The sequence below is a fragment of the Streptosporangium sp. NPDC006007 genome (assembly GCF_040614315.1).
In the GTDB taxonomy this organism is placed as follows: domain Bacteria; phylum Actinomycetota; class Actinomycetes; order Streptosporangiales; family Streptosporangiaceae; genus Streptosporangium.
In genome coordinates this window covers 1-21892 of record NZ_JBEXUG010000014.1, presented here as the reverse complement: position 1 = coordinate 21892, position 21892 = coordinate 1, and the positions used below count along the sequence as shown (strand labels likewise).

The window sequence follows — 21892 nt, the reverse complement described above, 5'->3', positions numbered from 1 at the left end:
GACATGCTTCAACCGACCTGGATCAGCGGGAAGTTCTCGTGCTCGAACGGTTCGAACGGTTTCAGGTTCAGGTCGTCGAACAGCTGATGGGACGCCCCCGTGTAGAGGGTCGATGCGGGAATGAACCGGACACCCCAGCCGCGACGGGCCCGGGACGTCCGGTTGGCGCCCGCTGAGTGCAGCAGGCTCCCGTCGTGGACCGTCGCATCGCCGGCGGCCAGTGCGGTCGTCACCGGCTCGCCGATGTATGGTTGGTCGTCCTCCGTCAGGAACGTCGCAAGCGTGGTCTCCTCTCCCCCGCCGTCGACAGCGCCGAGCAGCCCCAGCCGGTGCGACCCGGGAAGCAGTGTCAGCGGTCCCTGGTCGGAGGAGATGTCGTCGACGGCGATCCAGAACGTCAAGAAGCCCCGTCGGTCGAACGGGAAGTTCGGGGCGTCCTGATGCCAGACGGTCGGTTGCCCGCCGACCTCTTGGGGCGGCTTGACCAGGGCGAGATCGTCGAGGAGCCGTACCTCGTCGGCTCCCATCAGCCGACCGGCGAGCGGCCCGAGCCGCCGCACGACCGTCTCGAGGCCCGGTATGTGCTGCCAGAGGTTGCGGGTCACCACGAGCCGCTTGGCGAAGTCATCGATCCGCAGCCGGTCAGTCGTGGCGAGACTGTCGAAGGCGTCCCGCAGGCAGGAGAGTTCCGGGTCCGTCAGCAGACCGCGGACGGCAGTGTAGCCGCCGCGGCGGAAGCATCCGATCTCTTCCGCCGACAGCTCATCTCGAATGGTCATGCTTGTCTCCCGCATCGGTGAGGATGTCGATGTACCGGGCGGCCATCACAGCCACGTCGTCACGCGACAGGGCCGGGGTCGCATATTCAAAGAACGCCTCCAGACGCTCTCCTCTGCGTCGTACGAGCAGGGAGAACTCGGCTCGGGCGGCACCGAGGTAGACATCGCGCAACCGGGCGTTGAGCGGTCCGCACTCGATCGGTGTATAGTCGACCGGCTCAAAGCCAAAGGTGAACGGCAGTCTGCGCAGATCTGCGTCGCGCGACAGCTCGGAGCCGTCTCCGGCGATGATGCCGATGGGGAACGTCTGCTGCTCCAGCGCTCGCGCCACCCGTTCGCTGATGTCGCCGGCCACCCTGTCGATCGTGTTGCCGTCCCGCACCGAACAGCGGATCGGCACTGCGTTGCGGCACAGACCGACGACAGTCTCGTGGGCCGGCTGGGTACGGTTCGCTACGGCGATCACCACGGCCAGGTCGGATCGCCGGGCCTCCTCACTCAGCAGCATGGCGAAAGCCGCGAAGTACAACGAGAATTCGGTGACCGCGCGGCTGTTGGCCAGTGCCTCGATCCCGGCTGCGACGGCCGACGGGACCACCCGGATGAGGCAGTCGGCGTCGCCGCCCACGCAACGCCCGCCGACGGCGCGGGTGAGCACCGGAGAGAGCGCCGTCCCGCGGAGTTCCTCTGCCCAGAACAATCGCACCTGCTCGACACGCTCAGGCACCAGCCGGCCGCGCTCCCAGGCAGCGAAGTCCCGGGGGGTCGCCGCCACGGCCACGGGCCCGCCGACGCGGTCGTCGGCGGCGGTGCGCCTATAGAGATCGACCAGTTCGCTGATCATGATGTCGACGCTCCACCCGTCGCAGACGATGTGATGCAGTCCAACCACCAGCACGGCGTGGTCCTGCTCGACCGGGGCGTAACACCAACGCGCCGGCGGCTGCGTCGCGAGGTCGAACCCGGCAGCGCCACGCCGTGCGCACCACCGTTGGATGTCGTCGTCCGATGCGCCGGCCAGCACGTCCCGAGTCATCACCTGCAGCACTGAACGGGACGGCGCGTGCACCTCCTGCAGCAGGTGCTCGCCGTACCACACGAACCGGGTCCGGAAGGCTTCATGCCGTTCATGCAGGGCGGTGATAGCCCGGCCAAGCCGGTCCGGGCACACGGGGCCGCGTAGATCGACCCGTATACACGTGTTGTAGGTCGCCGGGTTGCGGTCCATCCGGCTGCGCAACTCCATGCGCTGCTGTTCGCGGGTCGTCGCCGCCAGTGCGGCGACGCCGCGCGACCGGTTGGCGTGCAGCATGGCGAGAACGTCGCGCTTGTGTGCTCGCAGCGCGTCGAGAACGTCGTCGTTCAGCGAACTCGCGGGGCCGTCGTACACCAGGTCCGCACCCTCGGCCGTTAGGTTCGTCCCGGCGGCCACCAGCCGGCCGATCAAGCTGGCAACGCCTTGACCGTCGGCGGTCATGTGCGATCCCGCTGCTGCCGGGCGGCCAGAGCCTTCCGGCGCAGCAGACCACGCTGCGACGCGACCGGTGTCTCGGCGTCCATGCCCGCCAGGCGTTGCTCCAGCAGCCGCGACTGGGCATAGACCGTCAGGTGCTCGAAGAGTTCGGGCACGGACAGCATGACCCCCACCTCTTTCGCAAGCAGTTGTCGCAGCTTGGGGATCAGCAACGATGTGCCTCCCGCCGCGAAAAATGACAGATCTGCCGCGGTGACCGGGTGGTCCAGCAGTGTCGTCCACACACCCGCCACCACGCCCTCCAGCTCTGTGCGCCACCGCACGCCGTACACGGGTGCCTGGAGCACGCCGAGGGGAAGTGCGTGACGCGCCACCTTGCCGTTGGCCAACCTCGGCAGCGCCTGGACGATGCCGAAGGAACTCGGCACCATGTACGACGGCAGAACGCGGGACGCATGCTCGTGCAGCTGCCGGATCGACGGTTGCGCACCGCGCTGTGGCACCACGAGCGCGGCCAGCCGCGTGTGTTGGGTGCCTGACTCCACGAGGACCACGACGGCGTCGTCGACCATGGGCAGCGCGCGGATGACTGCCTCGACCTCGTCGAGCTCCACCCGGTTTCCCCGTACCTTCACCTGGTTGTCCTGACGGCCTCCGAACTCAAGCTGACCCGCGCCGTCCCACCGGGCCCGGTCACCGGTGAGATAGAGGCGCGCGCCCGGCTCCGCGCTGTGCGGATCGGGCACGAACCGCTGAGCCGTCGCCGCAGCGTCGCCGAGGTGCCCCAAGCCGACAGCCGCGCCGGCGACCGCGAGCTGACCGAACGCCCCCGGCGGCTGCAGGCGCAACTGCGCGTCGAGCACGTAGGCGCGGACACCCGCGATCGGCCTGCCGATGGGGATGCGCCTACCTGCGGCCGTTTCCTTCTCGACTCGGCAGAATGTGGCGTCGATGGCGGTTTCGCTCGGCCCGTACACGTTGACGAGCGTGACGCCAGGCAGGCGGTCGAGGACGTCCGCAGCCAGCTGTGGTGGCATCTCCTCGCCGCCGCACAGGATCAGTCGCGGCGGTGACTGGACGACGTCGTCCTCGTCCAGGAGCGCCTCCAACAGACTCGGTACGGTCTGCACGACGGTCACGGCGTTTTCGCGGATCAGGGCGGCGAGGTGCGGGATATCGTTGCGGCGGCCGACGGACGGGAACACCAGTCGGGCGCCCCAGGCCAGCGGGCCGAGCATCTCCCAGACCGCGACGTCGAACCCGGGTGAGGTGTGTGCGAGCACGCAGTCGTCCGCACCGATGGGAAACTCTGCGGCGAACCAGGACAGCTCGTTGACGAGTGCACTTCGCTGGATCGCCGCCATCTTCGGCGTACCGGTGGATCCAGACGTCAGCACCAGGTATGCCAATTCGTCCGGATGGCGCGCCGGCCCGGGGTCCTGCTGCTCGATCACCAACTGCAGGCCGTCCGGGGAACCGGCCATCGCAGTCGGCCGGGCCAGTTCGGCAGCGGACCTGCGACGCGGCGCCGGCCACGCCGGATCCAATCCCAGCACCGCCGCGCCGAGCAGGCTGGCGGCGAACCAGGTGACCACCGCCGCCGGCGACGGAGCCGCATCGAGAACCACGACGTGTCCCGGGCCGACCCCGTGGCCGGCGAGCATCTGTGTCGCCCGCTCCACCTCGGCGGCCAGGCGCTGTCGCGTCCACCGGCCGCCCGGCCACAGCAGTGCGGTGGCGGCCGGCTCCTCCTGCGCGCGGGCGAGGAAGCCATGCGCTCCCCACCGCTCGATCGGTTGTGCCGTCTTGCCGCGGGACCAGCTCTCCAAACGTGCCGCCCAGGCGGCGGGTGTCAGCTCGATCCGGGCGATCGGCCTGCCCGGGTCGGCCACGAACTGCTCAAGGACGTGCTCGAGCTGCTCCGCGAGGACAGCGGCCCGCCAGGGCGGGCACACGTCGGTATGGTGATGGATCTGGACCGTGACGTCATCGCCGTCGATCACCACACAGCAGTCGACGCCGAGCATCGGCCTGGGCGTGTGAACGGATTCCTGCCGGACCTCGACCCCGGCCGCGGCTGCCCGCTCGGTGCGCTCCACCGTCAGCAGCGTCCGGGTCGGTGCGGTGCCGGTCGCGACCCGCTGGTCAGCAACCAGGTCGGCGTACGGCCGGGCCCGGTTGGCGAGCGCCCGGCCGACAGCGCCCCGCACCAGGGTGATCAGGTCCCGGACGGTGTCCCGTTCCCCGATGCGCAGCTCCAGCACCACGACGTTCACGTGGTAGCCGACCGGTTGCAGGTCGCCGGCCCGTCCCTCACGCAGGTCGGCCGGCGTGCCGATGGTCACTGCCGGCTCGTCGGCCTGCTTGGAAAGCACGGTTGCCCAGACAGCCGCGAGCAGCGCGAACGGTGTCGTACCGAACTCGATCGCCCGGGACTCGACCAGCTGCCACAGGTCGGCGGTCAGGTTCCGCACGTGGTACCGCACCGGGGCGTCACCGGACGGCGCCGCTGGCTCGAGTCCGAACTGGGCCGAGGCCCCGGCTCCCAGCGGCAGTCCTCGTGTGGTCGGCCGGGGAGTCGCCGGCACGGACGCGTCCGCCGGCAGCAGCCGCAGCGGCTCGTGCGACAGTTCGGCGGCCAGCTCGCGGACGAGGACAGACTGCGAGACGCCGTCGAACGCGATGTGGTGCACCAGCAGATCGACGCGGTGCTCAGCGCCGCCGATGCGGGCCACCGTGGCGCGCATCAGCGGACCTGCCTCCACGTCGAGCGCGGTGTGCTCGTCGAACCGCAGTGTCGCCGCCGGTGTGGGATCGAGCACGGGCACCGGCTCACCGTCCACGACGGCGATACGGGTACGCAGCGCCGCATGTCGCGCCACGAACCGGGTGAGGGCCGCACGAATTTGCTCGGCGGATGTGAGGCCGGTGACGCGCAGCCGCAGCGGCACCTCATACGCTGTGTCGGCAGGGTTGAGCTGCAGATGCGTCCAGAGTGACCGGACCTGCGGTGACAGCCGGGGTGAGGGCAGCCCGGCCGCCGTAAGCGCGTCGCGTGGCGGTGCCGGTCGGGCGGCACGCAGCACCGCTGCCGGGTGCGCGTCGGCGAAGAACGCCTCCACCGGTACCTCGAGCCCGTGCTCGTCATACAGGCGGGCCAACGCGCGAAGCGCCGCCAGCGAGTGCCCGCCGAGGCGGAAGAAGTCATCGCCGGTCTCCTCGTACGGCAGCGACAGCACCTTGGCGAAAACCTGCCGCACCGCGTCCTCGCCGCCGGTCGGTGGTGGCGGTCTCAGCCCGGCGGGCGGGTCCGGCAGCGCCCGCTCGTCGACCTTGCCGTTGGCTGTGCGTGGCAAGGCCGCCAGCGGGACGATCCGGGACGGCACCGTCGCAGCCGGCAGCCGGTCACGCACGAATTGCCGCAGTGCGGCCTCGCCGGCGTCGTGCGCCGGGCTGGTCCAGGCGACGAGCGCCGGGCCGAGATCACCGAGGTCGCGCATCGCGACGTAGGCGTCGTCCACCGCAGGATGGGCGCGCAGCACCGACTCCAGGGCGGCTGGTTCCACCCGGTGGCCGCGGATCTTGAGTTGGCGGTCCATGCGACCCAGCAGTTCGACCTCGCCATCAGCCGTCCGGCGGGCCCGGTCACCCGAGCGGAACAGGCGGTGTTGCCGGCTCCATCGGGTGACAACGAAACGCCGGTCCGTCTCCAACGGATCGCCCAGGTAGCCGTCCGCCACACCGGGGCCGCCGATGAGCAGTTCACCCACCTGTCCGGCAGGGCAGGGGTCGAGAGCCGGATCCACGACGTGCAGCTCCGTCGCACCGAGTGCCGTACCGGCAGGCACGGTGTGCAGCCCTTCCGCCTGCAACCGGGCGGACGCTCCTGGGCTGGTGTCGACCTGCCGCATCGCCACGCCGATCGTGGTCTCCGTCGGACCGTAGTGGTTGAAGACGGCACACGCGGGTGTGGCCGCCTCGAGGCGCTCGAGCAGGTCCAGGTCGAACGGCTCGCCGCCGACGATCAGCAGCCGACGGGGCAGTACGGCGGGTCCCGCTTGCAGCAGTGCGCGAAGGTGCGTCGGCACGACCTTCAGCGCGTCGATGCGGTGCTGTTGCATGTATTGAGCGAACCGCTGCGGCTCCCGTGCAGTGTTCCGCGGGACCAGGTGCAGCTCACCGCCGAACAGCAGCGCCGGAAAGATCATGGTGTTGCCGAGGTCCGCGGCCAGTGTCGTGACGCTGGCCATCCGTAGGCCGGCGAGCTCGGCCTCACCGCCGACCCGCCCGGCGATCGCGGTGCAGTATTGCAGGAGGCTCGCCTCGGCGACCGGGACCGCCTTCGACGTTCCAGTGGTTCCGGACGTGCCCATCACGTAAACCAGACGCCGCGCACCGGCAGAAGGCTCCTCGCGCACTACCGCCACCGGTCTGCCTGCGGCCGCGGGATTGGGTTCGACGACGGTGATGCCGGCGGCGCGCACGATGCACCTGGCCCCGCTGAGATCAATCAGGTGGCGCTGCCACGATGCCGGAGCGTCCGGCTCCAGCGGCAGATACGCGCAGTCGAGGCGAAGGATCGCGAGGATCGCGGCGAGCGTGTCGGCGGACCGGTCGGCCGATACCGCGACGACATCTCCTGGCCGCACACCGTGTGACCGGATCGCGGCGGCCAACTCGTCCAAGCGTCGGCGTAATGCGTCACCGGAGAGCACCACTTCGCCGGCCACCACTGCGGTCCGGCCGGCCCTGCGGCGCAGGGCGGTATCGACATGCGCGGACAGCGACTCGTCCATGTGCGGAACCTCCAACCGGTGTTTGTACGCCGGTGTCAGCTGCGGCCTCGTCGCGCGATGCGAGCCTGGTCGTCGGGCGAGCCGTACCGGCGGTCCAAGGCTCGCGCCACCCTGGCCCAGTCCGCGACGGTCCGGATGGACCGGAGTTGCTCGACCACGAACGGCTCCTGGCGCCACGCCAGAACCCTCGCCCACAGCACGTCGATCGGTTCCTCGAGGACGTTGCCGACCTTCGCCTCGTAGATGGGAAAGGCACGCATCTGCCCGTCGGCTTCGATCGAGGCGATCGCCTCACCCGCGCCACTGGCGGAGCTGCCGGGCAGGAAGTAGCGGACGTCCGTCACCGACACCTCCGCAGCGCTGCGCACATGCGCGGCGAGCTGCCGCTGCGAGTCGGTGAGCTCCACGAGTTGGTCGTAGGTGAGCAGTTCGTCCCGCTCAAACTCCTCCTCGGCCGCCAGACCGGATGGGATGACCGCACCGAATCGGATGAAGTCCACGGAGGGGAACCGTGTGGTCATCGCCTCGACGAAGTCCTCCAGGTCGCGCATGCCCGAGCGGGTCACGGTGTAGTCGATGCCGAGTGAGCAGCAGAACTCGCCGTCCGCTGCACGCTGCTCCTTGACGCGGTTGAGCAGTTCCAAGGCGGTCATGGCCTTGACGAACGCGCCATTCCGGCCGCGAACCGCGTCGTGGATCCGAGCGTCCGACCCATCCACACTCACCGCGACGGTCGTGACGGACGTTGCCAGCCCCTCTGCCGTCTGCTCGTCCACGAACCAGCCACTAGTGAACATCGTGACGGCGATGCCGGCATCGTGCAGGCGTCTGACCGCTTCCCTCCACCACGGGGCAAGCAACGGCTCACCGCCGCTGATGGACATCCACTGCGGACGAGCATCGCACACGACGTCCACGACACGCATCGCGTCGTCGCGACTCAGCATCCGCGCGGCACGCCGACCAGACTCCGAGTAACAGTGGATACAGCGTAACGGGCAGGCATAAGTCAAATCCCAGATGAACTTGTCTATCTGGGCGGTCATCCATGCCTCCAAAGGATTCCATGCCGCCGGGTATCCCCCTGCCGCTTGTTCGGGTGCGCAGGATACGTCGCCCGCCGCAGGCCAGGTCCGGCTGCTGGAACCGGCCTCGACGCGTGCACGGGAAAACGACGGCGATGCGACCCCCTGTGCCGACCTGTCTCCTTCTACCTTGCCGACACTGACACAGAGAAATCGCGTATGTCCAGCAATTCCAAGTGAGTTTTAAAATCATCTAGATCCACTAGCACAGCCTGTGTAGCAATGACAATCGCCTGCAACACTTGATTTGTCCTTGGCCGCCATGCAGACTCGACGAAGGATATCGCGCCTATACGACGATGAGGGAAGGTAGTCGATGGCGAATGTCGACGCCGACACTGCGATAGCTGTCACTGGGATGGCGTGCCGCTTTCCTGGCGCGCCGGATCTGGCGGCCTATTGGCGCAATCTCTGCGCTGGCGTCGACGCCGTCCAGCGATTCGACATCAGCGAATTACGACGTTCCGGAATCGATGAAAACCTGCTGCAGCATCCGTCGTTCGTACCTGCTTGCGCCCCGATTCCTGATCCGTATGCATTTGATGAACTTCATTTCGGCATCACGCCGGAGACCGCTCGTGCACTGGACCCGCAGCATCGCGTCTTCGTTGAGTGCGCCTGGACTGCGCTCGGGTCGTCCGGAGCGCGCGCGAGCGGCAACGCCTCCATCGGTGTGTTCGCCGGATGCAGCGACACCACCTACCGCACCACTCAGGACTCCTGGCGGGGCCAGGGCAACTCGCTGGCCGCCGACCTCGCCACGAGTTCGGACTACTTCGCCACCCGCGTCTCCTTCCTGCTCGATCTGCAAGGACCCGCATTCACCGTCCGAACGGCCTGCTCGACGTCCCTGGTAGCCATCCATCTCGCCGTGCAGAGCCTGCTCACCAACGAGTGCGACGCCGCGGTCGCCGGTGGCGTTGCCATCCGTCATCCGCTGCACCGTGGGCACCTTTACGAACCAGATGGTGTCTACTGCGTCGACGGCCGCTGCCGGCCGTACGACCAATCCGGCACCGGCATCGTCAGCGGCGACGGGGCCGGCGTCGTCGTGCTGCGCCGATTGGCAGACGCCCTCGACGATGGCAACCACATCCATGCCGTCATCCGTGGATCCGCGATTAACAACGACGGGGCACGCAAATCGAGCTTCACCGCACCCGGTGTGCCCGGGCAGGCGGAGGTGGCCCGGATCGCACTCGACGTGGCGGGTCTACGCCCGAGTGACATCGGCTACGTCGAAGGTCACGGCACGGCGACCCCGCTCGGCGACCCTCTGGAGGTCGAGGCGCTGTCCCGAGTGTGGACGGCCCGCCGGAGCGGGGACCGGCCGGTCGTGCTGGGCTCGGTGAAGTCCGGCATCGGCCATCTGGACGCCGCCGCCGGTGTCGCCGGCTTCATCAAAGCCTGCCTGGCGGTTGAGCACGGACGTATCCCGGCCACGTTGCATTACACCGCGCCGAACCCGTACTCCGGGCTCGCCGACTCCGCATTCGTCGTATCCACCGAGACCCTCGACTGGGACGACATCGACACCCCCCGGCGGGCGAGCGTGCACTCGCTCGGCCTCGGCGGCACCAACGCCCACGTCGTCCTGGAACAGGCACCGCCGGTCGCCGTCACCGCGCCCGGGCCGGACGGCGTGCCAGTAGCACTGACGTTGTCGGCACGACGTCCCGAGGCTCTCACGCCGTATGCGATCGCCATCGCGAACGAGATCGAGTCCTCCGGCGCCAACCTGGCTGCCGTCGCGTACACCTTGCAGACCGCCCGCAGCGAGGAGCCGTATCGACGCGTGGTGCTCGGCAAGCACCGCGAAGAACTCGTCCGGTCCCTGAGATCGCCTGCCCTTCCGCCGCAGCCGGTCACCGGCGCCCCGCGGCTCGTCGTCGTCTTCCCCGGCTACGGCAGAGCCGTCTCGGGCACCGTTGGCGAACTCCGCACACACCTGCCGGTCGTGGACAACACCCTCCGCGCCGCGGCGCAGCACCTGCTGTCCCGCTGGCAGGTGGATTTGTCGGCCGTCATGTCCGGAGGCCGGCGCAACCCGCATGGTGTGCTCGCCGCGATCGTGGCGCAGGGACTCGCCATGCACGCTGCGCTCGACGCGTTCGGCGTAGGCGGCGACATGGTGCTCGGCCAGAGCCTCGGCGAGATCACCGCAGGCGCGGCGGCCGGGCTCATCGGCATGACGGAAGCCCTGGATCTGGCGATGGCCCGTGAGCACGCTGTGCGAGCCGTCGTCCCGAGCGGCGCCGCAGTGGTCGGTCTCGGTCCCGACGACCTCGTCCGCCGGCTTCCGTCGGATGTCGAGCTTGCGCTGGTCAACTCGCCCTACCGCTGTGTGGTGTCCGGGCGAGTGGAGCCGCTGCAACGGTTCCTTCGCGAACTGGCGAAGGACGACATCCCGGTTCACATGCTGGATCTCATCAGCGCGGTGCACTGCTCGCTGCTCGATCCGGTGCTGGACGCCATCGACGACGCCGCGTCGTGTCTCGTCCCGCAGCGGCCCGTCCGCGAACTGCTCAGCACGGTCGGCCCGGGCCGGGTTGACGAGCGTGTCGCCGCCGACCCGCGTCACTGGGTGCGGCACTTCCGGGAGCCCGTGCGTTTCGACGAATGCCTGCGGGCGGCGGTCGCCGAGCGGCCGGACACCGTGCTGCTCGAGGTCGGGCCGTCGACCGGCCTGGCGGGTGCGATCCGCGAGACCGTCGGTGAGCAGGCGCAGGCCGTCGTGACTGCGGCACGGCAGAGCGACGACGTCTCACACACCGACGCGTTCGTCGAAGCGTTGGGACTGCTCTGGCAGCACGGAGTCCCGGTCGACTGGACGGCCTTGCCACGCCGAGCCTCCCGCCAGGTCCCCCTACCCGTTCCCCCGCTCGCCCGCCGCGTTCACGTACCCGAAGGGCCGCCGCCGTCGGCTGCGGCCCAGCCGTCCCGGGTGGCGCTGTGGAGCCGCAGCTGGCAGCGCACCCGTCTCGACGGCGAGCGCCCTCGCCGCAGCATCGTCCTGCGCACGGCCGGCGACGCACTCGGCCAAGACCTGGCGAGCGGCCTCCGGCAGCACGGCCACACGGTCACGGTGACCGGACCTGATACCACACCGAGTCCCTGCGACGTCCTGATCGATGCCCGGCACATGGACGAGCCGGACGGACCAACCGCGGCAGCGAGCTTCTTGGCATTAGCGGCGGCCACCGCGCAGGAAAGTGGACCGCCACCACGGCTCGTCGTGCTCACCCGCGGCGCGTTCGACGTCGTCGGCGACGAACCCGCCAGCCCGGCCGCCGCCGCCGTGGCCGCCGCGGCGCTGGTCGTGGCACAGGAACAGCCGGACCTGGAGGTCATCTGTCTCGACCTCGACGCGTGGCCGGCCGACATGGAGGTCATGGACCGTGTACTGACCGCAGAACGACCAGGGACGCTGCTGGGTATGCGCCGGCGGAGCATCTGGAGACCTGTCGTCGAGAAGGTCACCGTCGTGCACGGCGGCCCGCACCCGCCGCTGGCCGGCAGTTATGTCATCACCGGCGGCCTGGGCAGGTTCGGCCGATGGGTCGGCCGATGGCTGGCCGAGCACGGCTGCCGTGAGCTGTACATCGTCTGCCGCTCCGGTCCGCCCGACGACACGACGACACCGGCGGCTGCGGCGCTGACCGCGATGCGGGCTGCCGGTGCCCGCGTCACTGTTCTGCAGGCCGACCTCCGGGACCGCAGTGCGACCTTCAACGCCCTCGACGCGGCCCACCAGGCCGGGTCGGACACGATGACGATCCTGCATCTCGCAGGCGAGCCCCACGCCGACTCGGCGAACGCCCCGCTCGGCGACCTCGCAGGCGCCGGCATCCAAGCAGCGTGCATTGAGCAGTGGGACGCGAAAGTGTCCGGCGCCCGGCATCTACTCGAGTGGGTATGTAGTCATCCTGAGACCCGCTGTGTCACATTCTCCTCAAACGCGGCACTGCTGGGTGGCCCGAGCCTCGCCGCCTACGCGGCGGCCAACGCCGGCCTTGATGCACTGGCACACCAGGCACACGACCTACACAAGTTGCGCTGGACCTCCGTCGGCTGGGACGGATGGCGGCTCCCGGAGGATCCCCCCGATCGCGACCGCGACGCACTGGAGCAATACGCCCTCCGCGGAGGAGAACCATGGGCGGCCCTGCAAGCGGTGCTCGACGCCACCAGCTACCACACGGTCGTCGCCAAAGGCGACCTCGTGCAGCGTCATCGCACCTGGGTCGAGGAACTCGGCTCGGCGTTCGCCACTGCCACGGCCCTGCCTGGCGACGACGGGCATCACCCCCACAGTGCAGCGCCTGCTTCTCTCAGTACCGGGGATGCCGCATCGTCGGTGCGGAAGATCTGGGCCGAGGTTGTCGGCCGGCCACCACCACACGACGACGCGGACCTCTACAGAGAGGGTGGCGACTCGCTCACCGCCATGCGGATCCGCAGCCGTCTCGAACGGGACCTGAGCGTCCGGGTTACGCTGAGAGAGGTGATGGCCAACCGCACCGTGGCCGGCTTGGTCGGCTTGGTCCTTGCGCAGGCGGCCGGCTCGGCCGTCCCGGTGACACCTGACGAGCACGACGTCGTGGTCTCCGGTCGCATCTAGCTATCGCCACGACAGACGGACAGAGGCCCGCCATGACCTTGGACAACCGGATCGCCGATCTCATGACGGAGGAGGAGCTGGCCTCCAGCCGGGTGGGTCTCCTGACGCCTGGACGGTCACCGGTCCCAGCAGCCGAGACGGTGCTGGTGGGCGCCGCCATCCCTGGCACATCGGCCTGCGAGCTGGTGATCATGGATGACGGCGCCGCACCGCTGCAACATCTGCGAGCTGTCGCCGACCGGCTGACCCGCGACGGCATCCTAGTCGCCGAGGTGGCGACCGACGCTGCCGAGACGATCGCCCGCCAGGCGGCCGCAGCAGGATTGGAGTGGGCTGCGGTCCTCGACGCCGGGACGGCCGGAAGACGGCACGTCGTCGCCGGGCAGGGCCTCCACCCGGACGAGTTCGGCGCCTTGTTCAACGGCCACCTGGTGGTGCCGCCCGGACCGACATGCGTCTTCGTGCCGCAGAACCGCACTGACCGTGGCCGACGCCGACTGATCCGGCGGCGAGGCCGGGAGCGCCTGCTGTTCCTGGTGGAACAACTTCGAATCGCCCATGGCGACGCTATCACTCGCGTGGTCCAAGGCGTCGAAGTGCTCGTCGGTGACAGGGCGGCACCACGCACCACCAGCGCGGCACGGCCCGCCATGTTTGTCACACCCGGCCTGGACACCACAGCCTGGCCCGACGTGGAGTTCCTGCCCGCGCTGGCCGAGGTCCTGGACATCTGCCGACCGCACACCGCCCGCGTCCACAAGGAGCTGACCGGGCTGGTCGCGGCACGGCCACCGGAGACGTACCTGCAGCACGACTACATCGTCAGCAAGGTCCAGCTGAACGACCCCGACGCATGGACCGCCATCCAGATCTATGACGACGACAAGGTCACCGGCGAACTCCCGCCCGCGTGTCCGGCCACCCGAACCATGCTCAGCGCACTCGGCCACCGGATCTCCGGAGAGGCGGTCATCCTGCGCCTCGGGCCGGGAGCGACTCTGCAGCAGCACTACGACGAGAACGACTACCAGCAGACCCTGCACCTCGGGCTGTCGATACCCGCCGACTCGGGCATCCGCGTGGGAGGCGAAGCGCGAACCTGGCGCGATGGGCAGATGCTTGTGTTCTCCCCGTCGTACCTGCACGAAGCGTGGAACCACAGTGACCAGCCACGAGACATCCTGCTGATCGACCTGTGGCACCCGGATCTCAGCAGCGCCGAGATCGACGCGCTGGCCAGCATCCGGAAAGAGATCGCCGCCATCCGCAGCAAACACCGCGCACGCCTCGCCGCTGCGGCGGTGCCAAAGCCATGACCGCGCCAAACCGGCCTCTCGCACCGATCAGAGCAGTCCGGTGGCCGTCCGCACCGGTGGGGCGAGGGCCGACCGAGTGTGCTCACTGGAGGAGCCCTGAAATACCCCACACTGGGGTACTTTCTGACAGTCATTCAGGTTGACGGAGAGGCAGACTCCATCCACGCCGCCAGCGCACGCAGCTCCTGGTCGACGCGGCGGGACTGGGAGGCGAGCACCCGGACCGTCTCCCGGGCCATTGGGTGGTATAGGAAGGCGTTCACCGCGTTCGACCTTGCGGATGCCGCCGAGAGACAGGTGCGCGTGCTCGGCCAGCTCCTGCTGGGTGTACCCGGCGAGCTTTCGGTAGGAGGCGATGCGCGCACCGATGTACTCATAAGGGTCAGTTGGCATACTGGGCTCCGTTCTGACATCAGCACTCAGGACGGTACTCGCGGGCGCACTTCGCGGATACGCCCTGCGGCCCGCATCCTCCCCGGAGAGCGGGCCGCATCCGTTGCCGCCGACCATTTCTTGTCCACCAGATGCGCGGACCACCACGACGGCAGGCGGCACGACCGCGGTCTCCGCGGTCACCGATCCTCCCGACCGGTAAGAGGTGGTGACCGACGCCGCGAGGATCATCGAAACTCTTTGAGCATGGAGCCCCCGCCTTCAGGCGTGGGGAGGAGGTCAAGGACGTTCCGACGGCGCATCGGACGCCGGAGCCCCAAAAGAGTGGATTGCTGCTTAGAATGCGGTTCGTGCGCACCCTCGTGTTGTGGGACATCGATCACACATTGATCACCGTCGGCCCGTTGAGCAGGGAGATCTACGAGGGCGTGTTTCTCACCGTGACGGGTCGGCCCGCGCGAAAACTCGCGCACATGGCCGGCCGGACCGACCGGGCCATCATCGGCGAAACCCTGCACATGCACGGCATCGAGACATCGGAATCACTGATCACACGGTTCGCCGACGAACTCGCGGCCGGGTTCAGCTCACGGAGCCGGGACATCAGCGATCACGGCCGCGTGCTCCCTGGGGCGAGGGCCGCGCTCACGGCCCTGGCAGCTCGCCCCGACGTGATCCAGTCGGTGCTCACCGGGAACACCCGATCCATCGCGATCAGCAAACTGACGGCTCTCTGTCTGGACGAGTACGTGGACTTCGACGTCGGCGCCTACGGATTCGACCACCACGAACGCCCGCCCCTCGTACGGCTCGCACGACAGCGGGCCGCCGACAAGTACGGCGAGCATTTCGACGAGCACCGCACCGTTCTGGTGGGCGACACCCCGCACGACGTGCACGCCGGACACCACGGCGGCGCCCGGGTCGTCGCGGTCGCCACCGGAGCGAGCGACGAGGCCTCGCTGAGACAGGCGGGCGCCGAACTCGTCCTGTCCGACCTGACCGACACACACGCGGTGGTGCGGTCGGTGCTCGACACGACACCCCGGTGAGACACCTCAATGAGAGGTTGATCAGCCGTCCTATGGCGTAGACGCGCCCGGTCTTCACCGTTTCCACGAGGAGTGGGCTGAGAGTACGGCGATGCCCTGCCCGTTCCAAAGAACCGGGGCCGTGTCGTGCCGGTGTTTGGACGGGATGCTGGGTGGTGCCCGAACGGCTCGTGGAGCGGGTCATCACGAGCCGTCCGGGGGTGGAGGGGCCGTTCCGGGTGGTGGTTCGTCACTCGTCGCGTTTCCGGGTGCTGTCCGCCAGGAGTACGAGGACTTCGGCTTGGCGGTAGCGGCGGTGTCCGCCGAGGGTGCGGATGCTGGTGAGCCTTCCTGCCTTCGCCCAGCGGGTGACGGTCTTGGGATCGACACGGAACATGATCGCGACCTCGGTCGGGGTGAGCAGCGCCTCGAACCGGGGCGGGAGAACGGGGAAGGGGGTGGCGAGGGCGGAGCCGTCACCACCGATGACCTTGATGCCTGTCATAGGGGATCTCCTGGTGGGTGTCGGGGGACTATCGGCGGGCGTGGCCGGGGAGTTCGGCGCGTAGGGCGTGGCGTGTACAGCGAGCGCGGCCGGCCGGGTGTTCGGGGGTGCACCGGCCGGACCCGGGGTGTGGTCCGGCCGGTGCGGGCGGCCCTCTTCCCCCTCCAGGAGAGGGCCGCGCTGGGGTGCGGCCCCTTCCCCTTCCGAGAGGGGGCCGCGAGGTGCGGCCCGGGTCCCCTCCGGCCCGGGCCGCACGGTGATCGGTACGGCGTCCCCTGGGAGGTGATACCGCCGCACCGGCTTTTTAGGCCGCGTCCCGGTAGGGGCGGCGGGGATGGTGCGGCGCGGCGGCGATTGCCGGGGAAGGAACGCCGCCGCGCCTGCTCGGGGAAGATGAGGACGCCAGGGGCGTCGGAAGAGGCGAGGATGCCGGAGATCTCGGGGGCGCCGGGGCGGCCGGGGTGGCCGACGTGGTCGAGGCGGTCGGAGGGGCCGGGGGCACCGAGGCGGCTGGAGTGGCCGGGGCGGTGAGGGGGGTCTCGCGGCGGACGGTCACGGCCATGACCGCCTCGCACATCCGCCTCTCCAGCTCCTCGGCGCTGGCGGCCTCGATCATCAGGGGTTCGGAGGTCGCCCAGGTGGCCAGGGCGTAGAAGCGGCGACTGCCCACGCCGTACAGGATCGTCCAGCTCGGCCAGGTGTGGGCCAGGCGTTCGGCCTGGGCGCGGGCCGGGCCGTCCCACAGGCGGCGATGCACCGTCGTGGGACGAACCTGCCCGGCGCGGTGACGGCCGGAAGTGCCGGAGAGGCGGAAGTCACGAGAATCGCGGCGCCACCTCATGACGTCACCCTCCCTGCCGCCGCCGTCTCCTCCTGGCGGGCGGTCTCGGCCCGCAACTGCTCGAAGGTGTCGGCGTCCACCGTCCGCTCGGCCCCGGCGTAGGCGGCCTGGGTGGAGAACGGCTCCCGGCGGCTGGCCCAGAAACGGCCTCTGTCGCTGAGGAACACCTGCCACCCGGGGATCACCGCCGTCGCGGACGTCGCGGACTGGGGCGTTGTGGATCTACCATCGTGCATGGATCGGACCTCCATCGTCCGGTTGAGGGCTCGTCCGAGCGTCGCTATCGCCGGGCGAGCCCGTTTTATGGGGTGGGAAAGAAGCCTCTGGAAGGCGCCGTACGGGGTCGGCGGCCGGTGCGCAGGCGGGGTGGTCCCGGTCTCGCGAGGGCTGTCGATGGCCGGAGGCATGCCGCGCGGTGCGGGACGCCGGCCGTCCTCGCGCCGGGGTGGCGCGGCGGCGGTTCTGAACGGGGGCGCCGGGCGTCGGACAGGGCGGGGCGTCCGCTTGGGCAGCGGCGGCCGTACGACGGGCGCGACCGGAACGATCACAGGCAGGCCGGGACGGCGCTGCGCGGGCACCAGGGGAATCGCCTCGGTGGGGGCCACGTCGGCGGGCGGCTCGAAGACCGGCAGAGGGTGACCGAGGCGGCGAGACTGAAAGCGCATCCGCATCAGCGAACCGTCCGGCTGTACGTAGTCGTGGTCGGCGGGCCAGCAGGGACAGCCGTGCGCGTAGGGCGCGTGCCCGCAGACGGCGCACCCCATCGGCATGGGCGCGACGTCGGCGAAGCAGCCGCAGCCGTCCCTGGTCGCCGTGGTCCGGTCGAGAACCGGAGCACTAAGGTTGTTCATGGGTCAGGAACGCCTTCCTGATCAAGGGTCCGTTCAAGCGTTCGCAGCGCTGAGCGGACCCCTTTTCTAAGGTGGTTCGCCCTATGGTTCAGACGCTGGTCACGTCAGCCCTTCTAGGCGAGCCAGTTCTTTCGGTGATTGTCTTGGGACTATAGTCGGCCAACGCCAGCTCTCTGTCAATTATCCCAAGACAATTTCTAACGGAAGGGAGAGTTGTGTGATGGCCGTGCACTCGCGCTACCTGGACCTCGCCGCTCAGATCCGGACACGGATCGAGGCCGGCGAGTGGGAGCCCGGAGCCAGGCTCCCGCGTCTGGACGACTTCGCATCGCAGTACGGCGCGAACCGGGACACGATCGGCCGAGCGATCGGAGTGCTGGAGTCGGAGGGTTTCGTCTGGGCGGTGCAGGGGCGAGGGATCATCGTCCGGCACGGCATGATGCGGCTGCGCAGACCACGCGGGAACCTGGTGAAACGGAATATCGCCACCGACCGCCCTGGCTACTCCTTTCCCTCGGCCTCCGGCCAGGAAGTCTGGAAGCACCACGTCCCGCCGACCGTGTCCGTCGAACCTCTAACCGACCCGCGAATCGCGAAACTGCTTGGCGTCCCGGCGGGCACGGAGGTGATGCGCCGGTTCAGAGTCACCGGACCGGAGTCAGAGCCACCGTTCCAGATCGGTATCTCGTGGATCCATCCGCGTGGCGCCGCCGATGCCCCGGAGGTCGCCTCCCAGGCTCCGGGACCGGGAGACTGGCTTTATCGACTGGAGAAGGCCGGGCACTGGCCGATCAGCTGGATGGAGATTCACAGGGCACGGATGCCGACCAAAGACGAGGCCGGCCTGCTGGAGATCCCCACCAGCCTGCCCGTACTGGAGATCGTGCGGCAGGGCATCTCGGGACGTGACGATCAGCCCATCGAGGTGACCGAATACGTTGTGGCCAGCGACCGCGTCGAAACCGTGCACGTTCTTCACCGCGACGGATCCGCACAAGCCCCGTGGCCCGACGACACCGAGACGGGCGAGTGAACGAATGACCCTCACCGTTGAAGCCGCCGCCCGCACCCACATCGGACTCGTGCGCCGACGCAACGAAGACGCCGTCTACTCAGGCCGTTCCCTGTTCGCCGTCGCCGACGGTCTCGGCGGCCACACCGCCGGCGATGTCGCCAGCACCACCGTGGTCGAAACCTTACGAGCCCACGACCGCCAGGTCGATCCGGCGGACCTGTCCACCACCCTGGGAGGAGCGGTCTACGCGGCCAACCAGGCCCTGCACCGCAGGATCGAAGCCGCACCCGAACTGGCGGGCATGGGCACCACGCTGGTGGCGATGCTGTGGTCCGAAACGACGGCGGTCCTGGCGAACGTGGGCGACTCCCGCGCCTACCTGCTGCGCGATGCCGGCTTCAACGCCGACGGCGCCTCAGAGATCGTCCAGATCACTGAGGACCACACCTACGGGAACTTGGTGGCCGACGCCAACAGTATGCCGAACCTGTCGGGACGCATCTCCCGCTTCCTGGACGGCCGGCCGGATGGCCGCTCCCCCGACCTCACCGTCCGGGAACTCCGCTCCGGCGACCGGTTCCTGCTGTGCTCGGACGGGCTGAGTTCAGCCGTTCCCGATAAGCTCATCCGAGACGCGCTGCGCTCGTCGAGCGACTCAGAAGAAGCAGCCACCCGCCTTATCACGCTGGCCAACGACCACGGCGGCCCCGATAACATCACCGTGATCGTCATCGACGTACGGAACGCTTGCTGAACGCTTCGGAGCTGGTGGAGGGCGGACCAGTCGTGCGCGCCCAGACGGTACCCCCACCCGCTGCCCTGACCGGCCCCGACAGGCATTGGCGGAGGCGTGTACCGCAGTCCGCGGCCAGGGACGCCAGCCAGGTTCGACAACTTATGCTGACGTTCGAGCGTCTCACCGGCGCGTGCCTGTCCCCCGAGGAGTCCGCGGCGCTCATCGCCGCGGTGAGGAGTAACCATGATCTCCCCTAACATGTCCGGCGCCGAGTTCCGCAAGTCCAGCCTCAGCGGTGGTGGTAACGACTGCGTTGAGGTGGCGACGAACCTGCCCGGCCTCATCGCCGTCCGCGACAGCAAGGACCCCTCCGGCCCGGCACTGACCTTCTCCCCAGCGGTCTGGAGCGACTTCCTCACGGGCATCCGCAACGGAGACCTCTAACCCCCAACACCAAAGGCGCCGCGCGGCCGGGTGCCTGGGACGCCTGACCGCGCGGCCCCGTCGTCCCTCGCCGCTATGGGTGCCGTCAAGGTAGCCCCCCAGCACGGTTTCAGCATCGGCGGTTTCGCCCTACCGCCCTGCACCGACATCCAGGAGATACACGAAAACCGGCGCCCCGCCCTCCGAAGCAGGGAGCCGACTTTCACGTCAGACCGCGCACCTCTCCGGAACGTCGGCCTCGACCAGACGGGTACGGTGCCACTCGCGCAGGACAACCATGCCGAGCCGTACGCGCTGGGCCTCCAGGAGCGCCTGGTCCTTGCACGTCGGCTCGTGCAGTGACTGCTCGCGGATGCCGGGGATGAAGACACGCCGGAGCTCCCCGAGGCCCGGCCGTTCACGGCTTCCTCTCCTCCGTTCATCCAGCGAGATCAGCGATATGGACGGGGCCGGCGCGGGCGGCGGCCGTGATCTTCCGATCTCCCAGGACGGGCAACGAGAGCCGTAGGACCACCTGGACGTCGGCGATGCCGTAGCCGTCGATGGAGCACCGCACGAGTCTGGCTCCGTTGCCGGCGGCCAGCGAGGACGCCTCTGCACAGCCGCGTTTATGGGAGCTGAGTCATCACTTGGCGTAGCTCCGCGTACGAGTGCGGCCCGAACCCGTTGATCAGGGCGAGTTCTTGGTCGTCCCAGTCGAGCAGCTCGCCGACGCTGTAAATGTGCGCGCGCAGCAGGGTGTGCCGGGTGCGGGTGGAAAGTTCGAGTTGGTCGATCGGCAGGTCTTGATACTTGGCGTCGATAGCGCGCCATAGAGCGAGGCGGATCACGTGCTTCTCCCGGTGGCAACCCGCATCGAACGCGCGTCGGCCCCCCTCGCCAGGACGTCGGCCGCTTGCGGGGGACCAGAATGGACATAGGGTTTCGTTCGATTACAAGGTGTTCGGCGGGATGGGCCGATGACCGACTCTTACTCGGAGAACATGGTAAGCCTATGCGCATCGGGCTAAAGTGCTACAGCGGGCCGTGTGCACTCAAGACTTCGACGAGATGTGACCTGTCGGTGACACCTGCAGCAAAATGGACCATCAGACTACTTCAAGAACATGCTGGAGAATGCCAATGTTCAGGAGCAGGGCCCTTCACTGGCCAATCGAACGGCTTCTCACGGAGAAAGCGGAAAAAGTTCTCCACCTAGCCGCAGAGGAGGCTACCCTTAACCATGAAAGCGATGTTTCTCCGAGACATCTACTGCTTGCCCTCTTAAAGGATGGCTCGGGAGTTGCAGTTCTCTGCCTGAGAAGACTCCGGCTAGACCCTGACGAACTGCTTGGCGAGCTAACAAGGATAACCTCTGGGGGCAATTTGGCCCCAGACCGCAACCCCGAGCTTGATCAGCACTCCGCGGCCATCATACAGCAGGCGCGACTTCAGGCTCACTCTCTAGGTCACCGATACATCGGTACCGAGCACTTGCTGCTTGGGTTAGTCAACGAGACTCAAGGCGAAAACGCAGAATTCCTTAAGAGGTATGGAGTAACTCCTTCAATACTGCGCGATCACCTAATCCGCGTCCTACACGAACCCCCTCCCTCCGATTGGGTAAGATGATGCGATGAAGAGGTTGAATTCCACCCCTTCATCGCATCACAAGTAAATCAGCCCCGGAGCCTCACAAATACATCATACATACAGGTAAAGCGTGACCTGGACTTTGCGTCACAGGCCACGCTTTTAGTCTAGGTACCAGCTACTTTTAACATGTGCATCTAAAACACATGCCGTCGCACGCGTAGTTATAGAGCCAACCGCATCCGTCAAACGTTACGGTACAGCTCGATACCCCCTGACATTTCCATCCCGACGGCGCAGGGTAGGAGCAGTAATCGCTCTGCCTGGAGCACTCACACTGAGCCTTTTTCATCTCCTTGACGGCGGACTGCTGGTCACAGCGTGGTCGCAAGGTCAGCGTTGGCCTGACGGCATAGCGAAGCCCCTGGTAGAC

The 21892-nt window shown here is 68.3% G+C and carries 18 protein-coding genes and 1 pseudogene; 7 read left to right on the top strand and 12 right to left on the bottom strand.

Translation table 11 applies throughout. The features are described 5' to 3' along the window. Window positions 1-8 precede the first annotated feature (8 nt). From ABZ194_RS13665 to ABZ194_RS13650, 4 genes are read right to left on the bottom strand one after another with little or no spacing between them, the layout of a single operon-like run. Window positions 9-779, bottom strand: a complete 771-nt coding sequence (locus ABZ194_RS13665) for a phytanoyl-CoA dioxygenase family protein (RefSeq protein ID WP_355595799.1) — start codon at window positions 777-779, stop codon at window positions 9-11. After that, on the bottom strand, window positions 763-2256 hold the full coding sequence (locus tag ABZ194_RS13660) for a condensation domain-containing protein (RefSeq protein WP_355595797.1): 1494 nt from the start codon (window positions 2254-2256) through the stop codon (window positions 763-765). The genes ABZ194_RS13665 and ABZ194_RS13660 overlap by 17 nt, the downstream gene beginning before the upstream one ends. Beyond that, a complete protein-coding gene (locus tag ABZ194_RS13655) occupies window positions 2253-7049 on the bottom strand; it encodes an AMP-binding protein (protein WP_355595795.1) in 4797 nt (1598 codons plus the stop codon). The genes ABZ194_RS13660 and ABZ194_RS13655 overlap by 4 nt, the downstream gene beginning before the upstream one ends. Before the next feature lie 35 nt (window positions 7050-7084). Further along, on the bottom strand, window positions 7085-8095 hold the full coding sequence (locus tag ABZ194_RS13650) for a radical SAM protein (RefSeq protein WP_355595793.1): 1011 nt from the start codon (window positions 8093-8095) through the stop codon (window positions 7085-7087). A 355-nt stretch (window positions 8096-8450) separates the two neighbouring features. On the opposite strand from ABZ194_RS13650, the gene ABZ194_RS13645 reads away from it, so the two are divergent. After that, window positions 8451-12755 carry an SDR family NAD(P)-dependent oxidoreductase gene (locus ABZ194_RS13645; RefSeq protein ID WP_355595791.1) on the top strand — a complete coding sequence of 1435 codons (4305 nt, stop codon included), beginning with the start codon at window positions 8451-8453 and terminating at the stop codon, window positions 12753-12755. A gap of 32 nt (window positions 12756-12787) precedes the next feature. Next, window positions 12788-14071 carry an aspartyl/asparaginyl beta-hydroxylase domain-containing protein gene (locus ABZ194_RS13640; RefSeq protein ID WP_355595789.1) on the top strand — a complete coding sequence of 428 codons (1284 nt, stop codon included), beginning with the start codon at window positions 12788-12790 and terminating at the stop codon, window positions 14069-14071. Between the two features lie 134 nt (window positions 14072-14205). On the opposite strand, the gene ABZ194_RS13635 is transcribed toward ABZ194_RS13640, so the two are convergent. Next, on the bottom strand, window positions 14206-14334 hold the full coding sequence (locus ABZ194_RS13635) for a hypothetical protein (protein WP_355596050.1): 129 nt from the start codon (window positions 14332-14334) through the stop codon (window positions 14206-14208). 37 nt (window positions 14335-14371) lie between these two features. Next, window positions 14372-14464 (bottom strand): annotated as a pseudogene (locus ABZ194_RS13630) (hypothetical protein); the annotation flags it as partial. Between the two features lie 350 nt (window positions 14465-14814). Here ABZ194_RS13630 and ABZ194_RS13625 point away from each other — a divergent pair. After that, window positions 14815-15516, top strand: coding sequence for a haloacid dehalogenase-like hydrolase (locus ABZ194_RS13625; protein ID WP_355595787.1), 702 nt, complete (start codon window positions 14815-14817; stop codon window positions 15514-15516). Between the two features lie 229 nt (window positions 15517-15745). On the opposite strand, the gene ABZ194_RS13620 is transcribed toward ABZ194_RS13625, so the two are convergent. From ABZ194_RS13620 to ABZ194_RS13610, 3 genes are all read right to left on the bottom strand, one after another. Then, window positions 15746-16000, bottom strand: coding sequence for a BldC family transcriptional regulator (locus ABZ194_RS13620; RefSeq protein ID WP_355595785.1), 255 nt, complete (start codon window positions 15998-16000; stop codon window positions 15746-15748). 304 nt (window positions 16001-16304) lie between these two features. Further along, on the bottom strand, window positions 16305-16841 hold the full coding sequence (locus tag ABZ194_RS13615; RefSeq protein WP_355595783.1) for a hypothetical protein: 537 nt from the start codon (window positions 16839-16841) through the stop codon (window positions 16305-16307). Further along, window positions 16838-17692 carry a hypothetical protein gene (locus ABZ194_RS13610; RefSeq protein WP_355595781.1) on the bottom strand — a complete coding sequence of 285 codons (855 nt, stop codon included), beginning with the start codon at window positions 17690-17692 and terminating at the stop codon, window positions 16838-16840. The genes ABZ194_RS13615 and ABZ194_RS13610 overlap by 4 nt, the downstream gene beginning before the upstream one ends. Before the next feature lie 220 nt (window positions 17693-17912). Between ABZ194_RS13610 and ABZ194_RS13605 the strand changes: the two genes are divergently transcribed. From ABZ194_RS13605 to ABZ194_RS13595, 3 genes are all read left to right on the top strand, one after another. After that, window positions 17913-18725, top strand: a complete 813-nt coding sequence (locus ABZ194_RS13605; protein ID WP_355595779.1) for a GntR family transcriptional regulator — start codon at window positions 17913-17915, stop codon at window positions 18723-18725. Between the two features lie 4 nt (window positions 18726-18729). Further along, the gene (locus ABZ194_RS13600; protein ID WP_355595777.1) at window positions 18730-19461 is read left to right on the top strand and encodes a protein phosphatase 2C domain-containing protein; all 732 of its coding nucleotides are present in this window, start codon (window positions 18730-18732) and stop codon (window positions 19459-19461) included. 225 nt (window positions 19462-19686) lie between these two features. After that, on the top strand, window positions 19687-19887 hold the full coding sequence (locus ABZ194_RS13595; RefSeq protein ID WP_355595775.1) for a DUF397 domain-containing protein: 201 nt from the start codon (window positions 19687-19689) through the stop codon (window positions 19885-19887). A gap of 418 nt (window positions 19888-20305) precedes the next feature. Here ABZ194_RS13595 and ABZ194_RS13590 read toward each other — a convergent pair whose 3' ends face one another. Next, window positions 20306-20443, bottom strand: a complete 138-nt coding sequence (locus ABZ194_RS13590; protein WP_355595774.1) for a hypothetical protein — start codon at window positions 20441-20443, stop codon at window positions 20306-20308. A gap of 52 nt (window positions 20444-20495) precedes the next feature. Then, on the bottom strand, window positions 20496-20717 hold the full coding sequence (locus ABZ194_RS13585) for a DNA-directed RNA polymerase subunit alpha C-terminal domain-containing protein (RefSeq protein ID WP_355595772.1): 222 nt from the start codon (window positions 20715-20717) through the stop codon (window positions 20496-20498). 292 nt (window positions 20718-21009) lie between these two features. On the opposite strand from ABZ194_RS13585, the gene ABZ194_RS13580 reads away from it, so the two are divergent. Continuing rightward, window positions 21010-21498 carry a Clp protease N-terminal domain-containing protein gene (locus ABZ194_RS13580; RefSeq protein WP_355595770.1) on the top strand — a complete coding sequence of 163 codons (489 nt, stop codon included), beginning with the start codon at window positions 21010-21012 and terminating at the stop codon, window positions 21496-21498. A gap of 145 nt (window positions 21499-21643) precedes the next feature. Here the strand turns inward: ABZ194_RS13580 and ABZ194_RS13575 are convergent, their stop codons facing one another. Next, on the bottom strand, window positions 21644-21850 hold the full coding sequence (locus ABZ194_RS13575) for a bacteriocin fulvocin C-related protein (RefSeq protein ID WP_355596035.1): 207 nt from the start codon (window positions 21848-21850) through the stop codon (window positions 21644-21646). Window positions 21851-21892 lie beyond the last annotated feature (42 nt).

Coding starts and splice junctions, on each gene's coding strand:
- ABZ194_RS13650 (WP_355595793.1), bottom strand. CDS start 8,095: ATGACCGCCCAGATAGACAAGTTCATCTGGGATTTGACTTATGCCTGC.
- ABZ194_RS13660 (WP_355595797.1), bottom strand. CDS start 2,256: ATGACCGCCGACGGTCAAGGCGTTGCCAGCTTGATCGGCCGGCTGGTG.
- ABZ194_RS13595 (WP_355595775.1), top strand. CDS start 19,687: ATGATCTCCCCTAACATGTCCGGCGCCGAGTTCCGCAAGTCCAGCCTC.
- ABZ194_RS13665 (WP_355595799.1), bottom strand. CDS start 779: ATGACCATTCGAGATGAGCTGTCGGCGGAAGAGATCGGATGCTTCCGC.
- ABZ194_RS13605 (WP_355595779.1), top strand. CDS start 17,913: ATGGCCGTGCACTCGCGCTACCTGGACCTCGCCGCTCAGATCCGGACA.
- ABZ194_RS13580 (WP_355595770.1), top strand. CDS start 21,010: ATGTTCAGGAGCAGGGCCCTTCACTGGCCAATCGAACGGCTTCTCACG.
- ABZ194_RS13600 (WP_355595777.1), top strand. CDS start 18,730: ATGACCCTCACCGTTGAAGCCGCCGCCCGCACCCACATCGGACTCGTG.
- ABZ194_RS13610 (WP_355595781.1), bottom strand. CDS start 17,692: ATGAACAACCTTAGTGCTCCGGTTCTCGACCGGACCACGGCGACCAGG.
- ABZ194_RS13655 (WP_355595795.1), bottom strand. CDS start 7,049: ATGGACGAGTCGCTGTCCGCGCATGTCGATACCGCCCTGCGCCGCAGG.
- ABZ194_RS13640 (WP_355595789.1), top strand. CDS start 12,788: ATGACCTTGGACAACCGGATCGCCGATCTCATGACGGAGGAGGAGCTG.
- ABZ194_RS13620 (WP_355595785.1), bottom strand. CDS start 16,000: ATGACAGGCATCAAGGTCATCGGTGGTGACGGCTCCGCCCTCGCCACC.
- ABZ194_RS13615 (WP_355595783.1), bottom strand. CDS start 16,841: ATGAGGTGGCGCCGCGATTCTCGTGACTTCCGCCTCTCCGGCACTTCC.
- ABZ194_RS13645 (WP_355595791.1), top strand. CDS start 8,451: ATGGCGAATGTCGACGCCGACACTGCGATAGCTGTCACTGGGATGGCG.